The 12,036-nt window shown below is 61.1% G+C and carries 13 protein-coding genes; 9 read left to right on the top strand and 4 right to left on the bottom strand.

The genetic code is table 11. The annotated features are described in order from the left end of the window. Positions 1 to 183: 183 nt before the first annotated feature. The 4 genes from ACD590_RS12330 to ACD590_RS12315 all read left to right on the top strand — a co-directional run bounded on the left by ACD590_RS12330 (position 184) and on the right by ACD590_RS12315 (position 5,071). Positions 184 to 1,434, top strand: coding sequence for an MFS transporter (locus tag ACD590_RS12330; RefSeq protein ID WP_439002638.1), 1,251 nt, complete (start codon positions 184 to 186; stop codon positions 1,432 to 1,434). A 267-nt stretch (positions 1,435 to 1,701) separates the two neighbouring features. Next, positions 1,702 to 2,049, top strand: coding sequence for a DMT family protein (locus ACD590_RS12325; protein ID WP_003560330.1), 348 nt, complete (start codon positions 1,702 to 1,704; stop codon positions 2,047 to 2,049). Between the two features lie 210 nt (positions 2,050 to 2,259). After that, positions 2,260 to 3,771 (top strand): DUF1800 domain-containing protein, encoded by a 1,512-nt coding sequence (locus ACD590_RS12320; protein WP_026230796.1) that lies wholly within the window; start codon positions 2,260 to 2,262, stop codon positions 3,769 to 3,771. 115 nt (positions 3,772 to 3,886) lie between these two features. Then, positions 3,887 to 5,071, top strand: a complete 1,185-nt coding sequence (locus ACD590_RS12315) for a DUF1501 domain-containing protein (RefSeq protein WP_439002637.1) — start codon at positions 3,887 to 3,889, stop codon at positions 5,069 to 5,071. A gap of 101 nt (positions 5,072 to 5,172) precedes the next feature. On the opposite strand, the gene ACD590_RS12310 is transcribed toward ACD590_RS12315, so the two are convergent. Continuing rightward, positions 5,173 to 6,162 (bottom strand): aldo/keto reductase, encoded by a 990-nt coding sequence (locus tag ACD590_RS12310; protein WP_115157372.1) that lies wholly within the window; start codon positions 6,160 to 6,162, stop codon positions 5,173 to 5,175. 159 nt (positions 6,163 to 6,321) lie between these two features. Here ACD590_RS12310 and ACD590_RS12305 point away from each other — a divergent pair, with 159 nt between their 5' ends. The 5 genes from ACD590_RS12305 to ACD590_RS12285 all read left to right on the top strand — a co-directional run bounded on the left by ACD590_RS12305 (position 6,322) and on the right by ACD590_RS12285 (position 10,175). Continuing rightward, complete coding sequence (locus ACD590_RS12305; protein ID WP_018242487.1) at positions 6,322 to 7,221, top strand: LysR family transcriptional regulator; 900 nt, start codon at positions 6,322 to 6,324, stop codon at positions 7,219 to 7,221. 137 nt (positions 7,222 to 7,358) lie between these two features. After that, a complete protein-coding gene (locus ACD590_RS12300) occupies positions 7,359 to 8,447 on the top strand; it encodes an alpha/beta hydrolase (protein WP_439002636.1) in 1,089 nt (362 codons plus the stop codon). 25 nt (positions 8,448 to 8,472) lie between these two features. Further along, positions 8,473 to 8,889, top strand: a complete 417-nt coding sequence (locus ACD590_RS12295; RefSeq protein ID WP_204361346.1) for a carboxymuconolactone decarboxylase family protein — start codon at positions 8,473 to 8,475, stop codon at positions 8,887 to 8,889. 71 nt (positions 8,890 to 8,960) lie between these two features. Then, the gene (locus tag ACD590_RS12290; protein WP_018447220.1) at positions 8,961 to 9,443 is read left to right on the top strand and encodes a cytochrome P460 family protein; all 483 of its coding nucleotides are present in this window, start codon (positions 8,961 to 8,963) and stop codon (positions 9,441 to 9,443) included. 33 nt (positions 9,444 to 9,476) lie between these two features. Next, positions 9,477 to 10,175 carry a DUF4405 domain-containing protein gene (locus ACD590_RS12285; RefSeq protein WP_439002635.1) on the top strand — a complete coding sequence of 233 codons (699 nt, stop codon included), beginning with the start codon at positions 9,477 to 9,479 and terminating at the stop codon, positions 10,173 to 10,175. A gap of 100 nt (positions 10,176 to 10,275) precedes the next feature. Here the strand turns inward: ACD590_RS12285 and ACD590_RS12280 are convergent, their stop codons facing one another. The 3 genes from ACD590_RS12280 to ACD590_RS12270 form a co-directional block, all read right to left on the bottom strand. After that, the gene (locus ACD590_RS12280; RefSeq protein ID WP_113541968.1) at positions 10,276 to 10,758 is read right to left on the bottom strand and encodes an SMI1/KNR4 family protein; all 483 of its coding nucleotides are present in this window, start codon (positions 10,756 to 10,758) and stop codon (positions 10,276 to 10,278) included. 193 nt (positions 10,759 to 10,951) lie between these two features. Further along, positions 10,952 to 11,539, bottom strand: coding sequence for a hypothetical protein (locus ACD590_RS12275; RefSeq protein WP_018447223.1), 588 nt, complete (start codon positions 11,537 to 11,539; stop codon positions 10,952 to 10,954). Positions 11,540 to 11,558: 19 nt separating this feature from the next. Next, entirely contained in the window at positions 11,559 to 11,945 is a 387-nt protein-coding gene (locus tag ACD590_RS12270; protein WP_003560314.1) for an acyl-CoA thioesterase, read from the bottom strand. Between the last annotated feature and the right edge of the window lie 91 nt (positions 11,946 to 12,036).

Raw genomic sequence — 12,036 nt, 5'->3', positions numbered from 1 at the left:
ATCACGTAAAACGTGATGGAACTAGGCCAATATCGCTGACATTATCCCCGCTGTCTCGACTGCGACCGAGCGCTCCCCGCGCAACAGCAGCCCTTGACAGCTCACCCGCCCGTTTCGGGCACCCCTTCCGACGGCATCCGGAATTGCCCGCCTCGCCGCCGCTTTCGGACGGAGGAATATCAGATGTCCGCTTTGGAAAGCCTGCGCCGGCTGACGCCGCAGCAGCGCAACACCGTGATCGCCAGCTATCTCGGCTGGACGCTCGACGCTTTCGATTTCTTCATTCTCGTCTTTGTTCTCAAATATATCGCCGAGGAATTCCATACCGACGTTCCCGCCGTCTCGGTGGCGATCTTCCCGACGCTTGCCATGCGGGCGCTCGGCGCATTGATCTTCGGGTTGGCCGCCGACCGCTACGGGCGACGCATCACGCTGATGGCCGACGTGCTGCTCTATTCGCTGTTCGAGTTCCTGACGGGCTTTTCCACGGGGCTCACGATGTTTCTTGTGCTCAGGGCGCTCTATGGCATCGCCATGGGCGGCGAATGGGGCGTCGGCGCCTCGCTGGTCATGGAGACGGTGCCGGAGGAAAGCCGCGGCATCGTTTCCGGCATCCTGCAGGCGGGCTATCCCTCGGGCTATCTGATCGCCTCGATCGTGTTCTTCCTGCTCTTCCCGGTCATCGGCTGGCGCGGCATGTTTTTTGTCGGCGCGGTGCCGGCGCTGCTGGTGCTCTACATCAGGCGCAATGTCGAGGAAAGCCCAGCCTTCCTGAAGCGGCAGGCCAAGGGGCGGCGACCATTCCGGACGGTGCTGCGCGAGAATATTCCGCTGTTCATCTGGGCAGTGCTCCTGATGACGGCGTTCAACTTCTTCAGCCATGGCACGCAGGATATCTACCCGACTTTCCTCGAAACCCAGCGCAACTATTCGAGCTATACGGTCGGCGCCATCGCCATCGTCTACAATATCGGGGCGATCTGCGGCGGGCTGTTCTTCGGCGCACTGTCGCAGCGGATCGGCCGGAAGAAGGCCATCGTCATCGCCGCGCTGATCGCGGTACCCGTCGCGCCGCTCTGGGCCTATGCGCCGGGGCCGGTGCTGCTCGCCATCGGCGCTTTCCTGATGCAGTTCTTCGTCCAGGGCGCCTGGGGCATCGTGCCGGTGCATCTGAACGAGCTGTCCCCGGACGAGGTGCGCGGCACCTTTCCCGGCTTCGCCTACCAGCTCGGTAACCTGCTCGCCTCGGGCAATGCAAAGCTGCAGGCGGGGCTGGCCGCCCGCTGGGACGGCGACTATGCCTATGCGCTCCTGATCGTCGCGGCCGTGGTGGCGTTCATCGTCGCGGCCCTTGCCGGCTTCGGCTACGAGAAGAAGGATGTCCGCTTCGGCACGGAGGAGGCCGAGGAACCGCATGGCGCGATGCGAATCTAGCGCTGCCTACGGTTATGAAGGCCGGCGGCGATGTCGCCGGCCTTTCAGCTCTTGAGCACTTTGCAACCGCAGATGCGATCGTAAAACGTTGACCGCAACAGGGTGATGCTGGAAGGCAAGCCGCTGCGCAAGTTGCCGCTGATCCCAATCTGTCATGAGACGATTGGTCCGAGCCTTGAGGGCTTGCCGTCGGATGGCGGCGTGCTAGGTAAAGCCCGCCGACATCTCACCGGCTCGATCCTTCCTCCACAGCCCCCGAGTTTCTCCATGTCCTTTTCTCCCGCCGCCGTCTGGCCCGTCGTCATGCTGTTTGCCTCCAACATCTTCATGACCTTTGCCTGGTACGGGCATCTGAAGCACAAGAGCAGCGCGATCTTCCTCGCCATCATCGTCAGCTGGGGCATTGCCTTCTTTGAATATTGCCTGGCGGTGCCGGCGAACCGCATCGGATCGGCGGTCTATACGACGGCTCAGTTGAAGACGATGCAGGAGGTGATCACGCTGATCGTCTTTTCCGGCTTCTCGATTTTCTGGCTGGGCGAGAACCTGACCTGGAACCATGCGATCGGCTTTGCCCTGATCGCAATTGGTGCATCCTTCATCTTTCGTGCATAAACTTTAGCCTTTTCAACAGATTACAAATCGTCCATGTCTAGATATCGCCACATTTCCTACAGATTGGCGTCGCAATCGGCTGGCAGCCTGTCACCTCAAGCATTTCCGGGCACGGAAATGCTCTGGCTTTTGTTTGACGCAATTCCGGACACAAAACCGCGACGCACTTTTGTTGGAATTGCTTAAGCGGTGATCATGAGGTGAACGGCCATGAGCCTGTCTTTCCCAACCATGGCGGCGATCCGGTTCGGTTATGGCTTCCGGCCGGGCGAGGCGCCGCCCAGCAGCAAGGACGAGCTCATCGGCCAGCTGCGCAAGGGGGAGGCGGCGATGCCGGACTTTCCCCTCGGCGGCCCAGACATGCGCCACCAGGCGATTCTCAGCCTGCAGCAGCAGCTCAAGCAGATCCGGCAGGACGCCAAGACGGTGACCGACGATACGACGCAGCGCGAGATCCGCAAAGGGGTGCAGCATCAGGCGCAGCAGCAGTTTCAACATGATGCGAACCTGCGGCTGATGCAGGCGGTGTTGTCGCCGTACGGCTTCTACGAGCGGCTGGCGACCTTCTGGACCGATCATTTCTCCACCAGCGCCAACAAGAGCCTGCCGATGCGCCTCATCGTGCCGCTCTACGAGGCCGAGGCGGTCCGGCCGTTCATATCAGGCAAGTTCGGCGATCTGCTGCGCAATGCCACCGCCCATCCGGCCATGCTGATCTATCTCGACCAGGCGGATTCACTCGGGCCGGATTCGGCCGGCGGCATGAAACGCAACAAGGGGCTGAACGAAAATCTCGGCCGCGAACTGCTGGAGCTGCACACGCTCGGCGCCGGCAGCGGCTATAGCCAGGCGGACGTCACGGCGGCTGCCATGGTACTGACGGGGCTCACCATCGACCGCAAGGAGATGGACATTGCCTTCCGGCCAAATATATCAGAACCCGGCTCGCATGAGGTGCTCGGCGTCAGCTATGGCGGGCGCAGGCGCTCGCGCGACGATTATCTCGACATGCTCGACGATCTCGCGCTCCATCCGAAGACGGCGGCGCATATCAGCCGCAAGCTCGCGGTGCATTTCATCTCCGACCAGCCCGACGAGGGGATGGTGTCCGACATGGCCGAAGCCTGGAAGAAAACGGATGGCGACCTCACCGCCGTCTACACTGCGATGCTCGACCATCCCGCCGCCTGGCGCGACGAGGGCGCCAAGGCGCGCCAGCCTTTCGACTACGTCGTCGCCGGCCTGAGGGCTTTGAATGCGGGACCGGTCAACGGCGTCGTCGGCAGTTTCCTGGCCGCCAACCAGCAGGGTACCGACGAGGGCGACATGGCAGCGAACACGCCTGGCATGGCAGGAGCGCCGGTGCCGACGGATCCCGCCGGCGAGGCGAGGGAGAAGCGCCTCAAAGCCTTCCAGACGGCGCGGGCGCTGGGGCAGGGGGCACTCAAGCGCATGGGGCAGCCGACCTGGCTGCCGCCGAGCCCGGCCGGTTTCGAGGAAGGCTTCTCCGCCTGGATCACCGGCAGCCAGCTCGCTGAGCGGCTGGCCTGGGCAAGGCGGGCCGCGGCCCAGTTCGGTCGCGACCAGGATCCGCGTGAATTCCTGAAGTCGACGCTTGCCGATGCCGCCCGCGACGAGACGATCCGCGTGGTATCGCAGGCGCCGAACAAGATCAGCGGGCTGACGCTGGTGCTGGCATCGCCCGAATTCAATCGCCGCTAAGCAGACTTTCGTTGGCAAGCCAACGCTTCGTCTGCTTAGCTTTTTGGTTTTGTCGCAGGTTCTGGCCGGAAAACCGTTGGACACTTTTCCGGAACCTGCTTAGGAGGCCCCGCCCATGACGCTGCCCACGAACCGGATTTCGCTGTCCCGCCGCGGCTTTCTGACCTCTGCCTGCTGTCTTGCCGCCGCCCCCATCTTCACGCCGGTCACTTTCGCGGCGATGCCGGGTGACAACCGTTTCGTCACCATCGTGCTGCGCGGCGCGATGGACGGGCTGGATCTTGTGCAGCCCTATGGCGATGCCGGCTTTGCGGCGCTCAGGCCGACACTGGCGCTGACGCCCGATACCGGGCTTCTCGATCTCGATGGCCATTTTGGCCTCAATCCAGCGGCCGCCGAGCTGATGCCCCTGTGGAAGAGCCGGGAGCTCGCCTTCGTGCATGCGGTGTCGACGCCCTACCGCGACCAGCGCAGCCATTTCGACGGGCAGGACATGCTGGAATCCGGTGGCGAGCATGTCGCCGAGGAAAAGACCGGCTGGCTGAACCGGGCGCTCGCCGTCATTCCGCGCTCGGATGCGCGCAAGGCGATCGACATCAACACTTCGACGGAGCTGATCCTCTCCGGACCCAACAATGTCGATGTCTGGGCGTCGGATTCCAATCTGGCGCCGGCGCGCGACGAGATGCAGTTCCTGGCGCGGCTCTATGCCGGCGATCCGCCGTTCGCCGAAGCGCTTGCCGAGGCGACGCGGGCCGACAGCGCCTCGATGATGGTCGAGCCGGAGGGGCTGCGCGGCGCCAAGATCGCCGATGTGGCGGCGCTCGCCGGCAACATGCTGAAGGGCGATTACCGCATCGCCAGCTTCTCGATCAGCGGCTGGGACACGCATATCGGCCAGGCCGGCCAGTTCAAGCGGCCGGTGCAGGACCTTTCGCAGGCGATCAATACGTTGAAGACCACGCTCGGGCCTGAGATCTGGGCAAAGACGGTGGTGCTTGCCATGACGGAGTTCGGCCGCACCGTGCGCCAGAACGGCTCAGCCGGCACCGACCACGGCACCGGCGGCTGCGCGCTGCTTGCCGGCGGCGCCATCAACGGCGGCCGCATCCTCGGCCGTTGGCCGGGCATCGGCGACGGCCAGTTGCTCGACGACCGCGACCTGATTCCGACCGCCGACGTGCGCGAGCTCGCCGCGGCGATGCTGTACCGGCAGTTCGATGTGTCTGCCGATGATTTGACGGGGAAGATCTTTCCGGGACTGGGGTTCGACAAGGGATCGCAGTTTCTGCGGGGGTAGGCCCGATCTCGCAAAGCGTGGGCGATCGATCCAGTGAATCGATCGCAGAGGCCGAACGCCCTGAGCCCAAGCGAAAGGGCGGGCGGCATCGGCGACAAGCCTTATCGGCCGGTCATCTTCAGTGCTGCCTCGGGAAGCCGCTCGCCTTGGACTTCGATGCCGGAGAGGGCTGCGTCGATCTCGGCGAGGTCGTCGGCGAGCAGGTCCACGTCTACCGCCCCGAGATTCTCTTCCAGCCGATGCTGCTTCGTTGTTCCCGGGATCGGAACGATCCATGGCTTTTGGGCCAGCAGCCAGGAGAGGGCGATCTGTGCGGGTGTTGCGCCCTTGCGATCGCCGATCCGCCTGATCAGGTCGACGAGCGCAAAATTGGCCTTGCGCGCCTCAGGTGAAAAGCGTGGCACGATGTTGCGGAAATCGCTCGCATCGAACTTGGTGTTCTCGTCGATCTTGCCGGTCAGGAAGCCTGCGCCGAGCGGGCTGAAGGGCACGAAACCGATGCCGAGTTCCTGAAGGACGGGCAGCAGTTCCGCTTCGGGGCCGCGCCAGAAGAGCGAATATTCGCTCTGGACGCCAGTCACTTTCTGAACGGCATGGGCGCGGCGGACTGTCTGAACGCCGGCTTCGGAAAGGCCGAAATGTTTGATCTTGCCGGCCGCGATCAGGTCCTTGACGGCGCCCGCCACGTCTTCGATCGGCACGTCGGGATCGACGCGGTGCTGGTAGAACAGGTCGATGCGATCCGTCTTCAGTCGGCGCAGCGAGGCATCGGCAACCGCCTTGATATGATCGGGGCGGCTGTTCGTGCCGCCGCGGCGTTCACCGGTTTGCTGATCGATATCGAAGCCAAATTTGGTGGCGATGACCACCTGGTCGCGGATCGGTGCGAGCGCCTTGCCGACAAGCTCTTCATTGGCAAAAGGGCCATAGGCTTCGGCCGTGTCGAAGAAGGTCACGCCCTGCTCATGGGCGGTGCGCATCAATCTGATCATGTCGCCTTCGTCGGCGGGCGGGCCGTAGGCGACGCTCATGCTCATGCAGCCGAGACCGAGTGCCGAGACTTGGAGATCGCCGATATTGCGTATTTTCATGGTCGTATCCGCGCTTGTTTTGCGAGGCGAAGGCGAAGAAGCGTCATCGGACGCAGCGGCTGCCCCAGGTCTCGCAGTTGAGTTGACGTGAACTTAGTCCTCGTGTCAGCTTTCGATTAGATGCTGTAATGCGCATGGACCTATAAGGCGGACTAATGAATGCCCCAGGACAACAATTTCAACGAACTCGTCGCCTTTCTCACCGTCGCCAGGGAACGGAGCTTCACCAGGGCCGCCGCCAAGCTCGGCGTGTCGCAATCGGCGTTGAGCCAGACGGTGCGCGGTCTCGAAGAGAAGCTGGGGCTTCGCCTCTTGACCCGCACGACCAGAAGCGTGTCGCCGACACAGGCAGGGGAACGTCTGCTGGAACGGGTTGGACCGAGATTTGAGGAAATCCAATTCGAGATCGCCGCCTTGAGCGAAATGCGCGAGCGGCCGGCTGGCACTATTCGCATCACGGCAGGCGAGCATCCTGCGATTTCCGTTCTCGCCCCGGCATTGGCGCGATTTCTTCCTGATAATCCCGATATCAATGTCGAGGTGATCGTCGACTACGGCCTGACCGACATCGTCGCGGAGCGTTACGACGCCGGCATCCGGCTCGGCGAGCATTTGGCGAAGGACATGATCGCGGTTCGGATCGGCCCCGAGGTATGCATGGCGGTTGTTGGCGCGCCCTCCTATTTCGACCACCATCCGCGCCCTGATGTCCCGCAAGATCTGACGGCTCACAACTGCATCAATATGCGGCTGCCGACGCACGGGACGATATATCCCTGGGAGTTCGAGAAGGACGGACGTGAACTGCGCGTCCGTGTCGAGGGCCAAACGGTGTTCAATAACATCGCCATGCGGATCGGCGCCGTGCTGGACGGGTTGGGACTGGCCTACATGCCCGAGGACCAGGTTCAGTCCTACATTGAAGACGGGCGGCTGATTCGGGTTCTGGAGGACTGGTGCCAACCCTTCCCTGGATACCATCTCTACTATCCGAACAGGCGGCATGCATCTCCCGCCTTCACCCTGTTCGTCGATGCGCTCCGCTATAGAGGAAAGTAATGCCGATTTTATTCCATCACGGCTTATCAACAGCTCGTGATTAATTAGTCCGCCTAATAGACCCTAGCTGTCCGAGGCGTCTAATCCTTTCGGTCCGTTGCCGTTACCTTCTCGCCATCTGAAACGAAGAAGCCTACATGCGATATGGATTGTCCAACACCCTGGCCGCATTGCTGCTTGCCTCAGCGCAGCTTGCCGCGCCATTGGCGACAGCTGCCGATGCGGTAAAGCCCGAGCCATTGGTTATCCAGGAGCAGGGCAGCTTTGCCGTCGGAGGAACCAGCACGACGGCGCCCGGAACTTTCGACCCGCTGAAACCTCTCGATCCCTCGGGGCAGACCTATCACGGCGATCATGCCTTTGTCTTCTATCAGGTGCCGGCAAACCCGCGTCAGTACCCGATCGTGATGTGGCACGGTGCCGGACAATTCTCCAAGACCTGGGAGACGACGCCCGACGGCCGCGAAGGCTTCCAGAACATCTTCCTGCGTCGAGGTTTCTCCACCTATCTCGTCGACCAGCCGCGCCGGGGCGGAGCGGGACGGAGCATGGCCGAGACAACAGTGAAGCCGACGCCAGACGAGCAGCTCTGGTTCAACCAGTTCCGTGTCGGCATCTGGCCGAACTATTTCGACGGCGTGCAATTCTCCCGTGATCCGGAAGCGCTGAACCAGTATTTTCGCGCGATGACGCCGAACACCGGGCCGTTCGACATGGACGTCGTGTCGAATGCGGTGGCAAAGCTGTTCGAGAAAATCGGTCCCGGCATTCTTTTCACTCACTCGCAGGGCGGCGGACCGGGCTGGCTAACGGCCATCAAGAACGACAGGGTTAAAGCCATCGTTGCCTTCGAACCCGGCAGCAGCTTCGTATTCCCGGCAGGCGAGGTCCCAGCCGATATGCCGAGCGCCTTCGACACGCTGAAGGGCGTGCCGGTGCCGATGGACGACTTCATCAAGCTGACGAAGATCCCGATTATCATCTACTACGGCGACAACATTCCCGACCAGCCGACGACGATGCCGGCACAGGACAGCTGGCGGGTGCGCCTGGCAATGGCGCGTCTGTGGCGCGACACGGTGAACAGGCATGGCGGCGATGTCACCGTCGTGCACCTTCCCGAAATTGGCATCCGCGGCAACACCCACTTCGCGTTCTCCGACTTGAACAACGTAGAGATCGCCGATCTGGTCTCGACGTTCCTCCGCGAGAAGAAGCTCGACTGATCCCGGAAATCATGAGGTGAAGACCATGAAACAACTGTTGGGAAACCTGATGCTGTCGGCAGGCATGATGCTGGCCGTTCTGCCGGGCGTCGTCAGTGCTCAGACACCGGCAGAAGGGGACGACAAGTCCCGGCGCTCACGCGCCCAGCAGCTGATGGGCGCGACCGCGCCGAAGCTGGCTGAACTGACCGACGACGTCCTCTATGGCGACATATGGGAGCGCCCGCAGCTGTCGAAGCGGGATCGCAGCCTGGTCACTGTTGCCGCGCTGATCGCTATGAACCGTCCCGACCAGCTCAGATCCCATCTTGCCATGGCCCGCCAGAACGGTGTGACCGAGGACGAGCTGATCGAGACGATCACCCACCTTGCCTTCTACGCCGGCTGGCCGAATGCGGTCTCGGCCGTTGCCGTCGCGAAAGACGTGTTCGGACGTGAATGAGACGAGGGGCCTTCCGCTTTTGCCGAAGCCGGTCGCCCGAATCTTCCGCACAAAACCAGGAAAAGACATCCATGCGTCATCTCATCAAGCGCATTTCCATCCTCTTTGCCATGGCCGGCGTCGCGGTTCTGGTCGGGTGGAAGGTCGACGCCGAGCCGAACCGGACGACGCTGCCCGAATTGGCTGGCCTCGTTCATTACACGACCGTCAGGCGCGGCAACGTGACTGAGCACATCATGACGACGAACGAAGCGATCCAGGCGGTGAAGAACGGGCAGCCTGTTCCAGACGGTACGCACTTCGTGCTGGTCGATTACCGTGATGGGGAAGTCTATCGCACCTTCGTCATGGAAAAGGGTCCCGGCTGGGGCGGCGATTATGACGAAGACCGTCGCACTGGCGACTGGCAGTTCCAATGGTTCAAGCCGGACGGCAGCGTCAACATGGCCGAGAACACGGCGCGGTGTCAGTCCTGTCATTCGTCCAGGGCCGACGAAGACTTCCTCTACACTCTCGACGCTCTCAAGGAATTTGACGGAGCCGTCATTGACTAGGCCGGATCGAGACCCCGGCGAGGGCGTCGCATCGTGAGTGCTTTTTTCGTGATCCGCCTCGTGCTCGACTTGACCGCGGCCGGACTGCTTTTTGTCGCGCTCGCCTATTGGTGGCTCGACAACACCACGCATGAATTGATCGGCACGGGTATGTTCATTCTTCTCGTCTCGCACAACGTCTTCAACAGACGCTGGTGGGCGAGGCTTCCGAAGGCGGCGCGCGGCAGGCCGAGTTTTCTGACAATCGCTTCGAATATCTCGATCGCCTTGGCGATATCAGCATTGCTGGTGACCAGCGTGCTGATTTCCCGCTCGGTGTTTGCTTTCCTTCCCTTGAGCGGCGGGCGGACGGCACGCGAAATTCACATCCTTGCGGCCTATTGGGCGTTCATCCTCGCTGCCGTCCATCTTGGCCTTCACTGGTCGATGATCATGGTGGTCACTGGCAAGCTCTTACGGGTTGGGCCGCCAAACGCGATCCGGACCGCATGCCTTCGTGCCGTTGCGGGCGCAATTGCCGCATACGGCATTCACAGCCTGTTCGTCATGGGAATCGGAGACCGGCTCATGGCCCGGCCGTCGATCGATTTCTGGGACTTCCAGGAGTCCACGATCGGGTTCTTTTTGCATCACATCGCGATACTGGGGGCGTTTGCATGTGCTGCGCATTATGCGGCCGCTTGGTTTCGTTGGGCGGGTGGGGTGTGGCGGGTGACGGATGCCGGCCAGTGATGTTTGTGACGGCTGTGGGGATATGGAGTTTGCGGCTGCCCGGCCCTTCGCTTGGGCTCTGGGCGTTCGCTGCTGCAATCGATCTGTATCCGCCACAAGCCTAATCGCGATGCGTATAGAATTCACAATCCGACATCAATTTGAAAAGAAACTCGTCAAAGGAATCGGCGAACTTTGTAACTCCAAACGGAAAATAAATGGCATCTTCGCCTTTCTTGAAAACAAGAACAGAACTGTTGTGAAGTTCGAAGCAAGGTATTTCATCATCATCGATAAATTCCGGATAGATTAGCCAATCTACCGTTTCCCGCCTCAAAATTTCAGCAATCTCGGAAGGGGACGGGAAGCAATTGTAGTAAGCTATAGTTGTTTTATGCGTGATATCCTCTGTCAGGCGCCCGGCTCCAATCTCTATGAGGAACCTTTCGTAGACCTCAGGAATCACCGGCCCAAATTCATCCTTAAATCTTGCAATCTCTGCCGGATCGACACGTTTTAAAAAATTTTCTGAGATGCGGTCATACACTGCGGCCGGATCATGCGAGAATTGCTTGTACCAAGCCCAAACCGTCTTAGCTTCCATCTTGGTCTCCGTGTTTGGGTATATGCGTAGAATCTAGACGTCAGATATTCACCAGAGACCCGAACTTCTTCCAACAAGGACAGAAATGAGGAAAAGTGGGTGGGTGCCGCTGCCCGGCCCTTCGCATGGCTCGGGGCGTTCGGCCCTGTGATCGATCCACTGGATCGATCACTCCCGCGAGCGGGACCGGGCCTCACCCTAGAACATCATAGAGGCGGAAGATGAAGCTTATCTGGTAGATCAGGTTGGCGATGACGAAGGTGGCGTGGAAGCGGCGGTTGGGAGTCCAGGCGGCGATGGTGCAGAGGATGATGTAGACAATGTTGCGCGCGGGATATTCCCAGCCGAGAGAGAGGATGCGTTCATGACCTTTGATCGCCGTATCGAGAATATCGACGGCGTAGGTCAGGCCGAGGATGCCGAAGAACCATTTGCGCCGGGAAATGAAATATTCTTCGTAGCCGCCATATTCGTCGAGCGAGGCAGGAAAGAGCAGGGCGCAGAGCAGGAAGAACAGGCTGCAGAAGCAGATCAGGAAGAGATAGATGCCAAAGCCGATGGCCGGCACGGCCTGCAAGCGATATTCCCACCACCAGATATGGATGATGAACAGGAACATCGACAGCGCCCAGCCGAGATGGATGGGGTAGACCTTGGCCTTGGCTGGATGCTGGACGATGCCGGCAACGCCGGTCAGCACCCTGGCGAGCGAAAGGCTGATGACCATGCCCATCACCACCTTGATGTGAAGGAAGACCTCCGGCGAGCTGACCGTTTCCATGTTGTCGATCCCCGGCCTGTCACTCCTCGGGGACTTGCTTGGGCTTGCCCTCTTCGTCGAGCGCCACCATGATGAAGGTGCCGGCCGTCACTTTTTCCATTTTGGCATAACGGGCGCGGTTCGCCCAGGCTTCGACGCAGAGCGTGATCGAGGTGCGGCCGACGCGCTCGATATCGGTATAGACCGACAGCGTATCGCCGATCTTGACCGGCAGCTCGAAAGCCATCTCCTTGACGGCGGCAGTGACGACACGGCCCCTGGCGCGCTCAGTGGCGCGGATGCCGGAGGCAAGGTCCATCTGCGCCATGACCCAGCCGCCGAAGATATCGCCAGCCGGATTGGCATCACCGGGCATCGCAAGTGTGCGCAGCGTCAGTTCGCCTCTCGGCTTGGCGGCATCGGTCATCAAGTTTTCTCCATCTGGGTGCGGCGTCGGGCCGGCGATTCACTGGAGAGTACCCTAGTGCAAAGGCCGTGGGCTGTAAAAGACAGCAATG

Origin of the sequence: Rhizobium sp. 862_C5_N1_2, from assembly GCF_051811205.1 — a bacterium.
In the GTDB taxonomy this organism is placed as follows: Bacteria; Pseudomonadota; Alphaproteobacteria; order Rhizobiales; family Rhizobiaceae; genus Rhizobium; species Rhizobium leguminosarum.
Note: the sequence above shows the minus strand (reverse complement) of the source record. Positions and strands in the feature narration are given on the sequence as shown.

Excerpts from the sequence above, each read along its gene's own strand:
- ACD590_RS12280 (WP_113541968.1), bottom strand. The coding sequence starts at position 10,758 with ATGGAAGCTAAGACGGTTTGGGCTTGGTACAAGCAATTCTCGCATGAT.
- ACD590_RS12270 (WP_003560314.1), bottom strand. The coding sequence starts at position 11,945 with ATGACCGATGCCGCCAAGCCGAGAGGCGAACTGACGCTGCGCACACTT.
- ACD590_RS12315 (WP_439002637.1), top strand. The coding sequence starts at position 3,887 with ATGACGCTGCCCACGAACCGGATTTCGCTGTCCCGCCGCGGCTTTCTG.
- ACD590_RS12325 (WP_003560330.1), top strand. The coding sequence starts at position 1,702 with ATGTCCTTTTCTCCCGCCGCCGTCTGGCCCGTCGTCATGCTGTTTGCC.
- ACD590_RS12330 (WP_439002638.1), top strand. The coding sequence starts at position 184 with ATGTCCGCTTTGGAAAGCCTGCGCCGGCTGACGCCGCAGCAGCGCAAC.
- ACD590_RS12300 (WP_439002636.1), top strand. The coding sequence starts at position 7,359 with ATGCGATATGGATTGTCCAACACCCTGGCCGCATTGCTGCTTGCCTCA.
- ACD590_RS12295 (WP_204361346.1), top strand. The coding sequence starts at position 8,473 with ATGAAACAACTGTTGGGAAACCTGATGCTGTCGGCAGGCATGATGCTG.
- ACD590_RS12320 (WP_026230796.1), top strand. The coding sequence starts at position 2,260 with ATGAGCCTGTCTTTCCCAACCATGGCGGCGATCCGGTTCGGTTATGGC.
- ACD590_RS12310 (WP_115157372.1), bottom strand. The coding sequence starts at position 6,162 with ATGAAAATACGCAATATCGGCGATCTCCAAGTCTCGGCACTCGGTCTC.
- ACD590_RS12275 (WP_018447223.1), bottom strand. The coding sequence starts at position 11,539 with ATGGAAACGGTCAGCTCGCCGGAGGTCTTCCTTCACATCAAGGTGGTG.
- ACD590_RS12290 (WP_018447220.1), top strand. The coding sequence starts at position 8,961 with ATGCGTCATCTCATCAAGCGCATTTCCATCCTCTTTGCCATGGCCGGC.
- ACD590_RS12305 (WP_018242487.1), top strand. The coding sequence starts at position 6,322 with ATGCCCCAGGACAACAATTTCAACGAACTCGTCGCCTTTCTCACCGTC.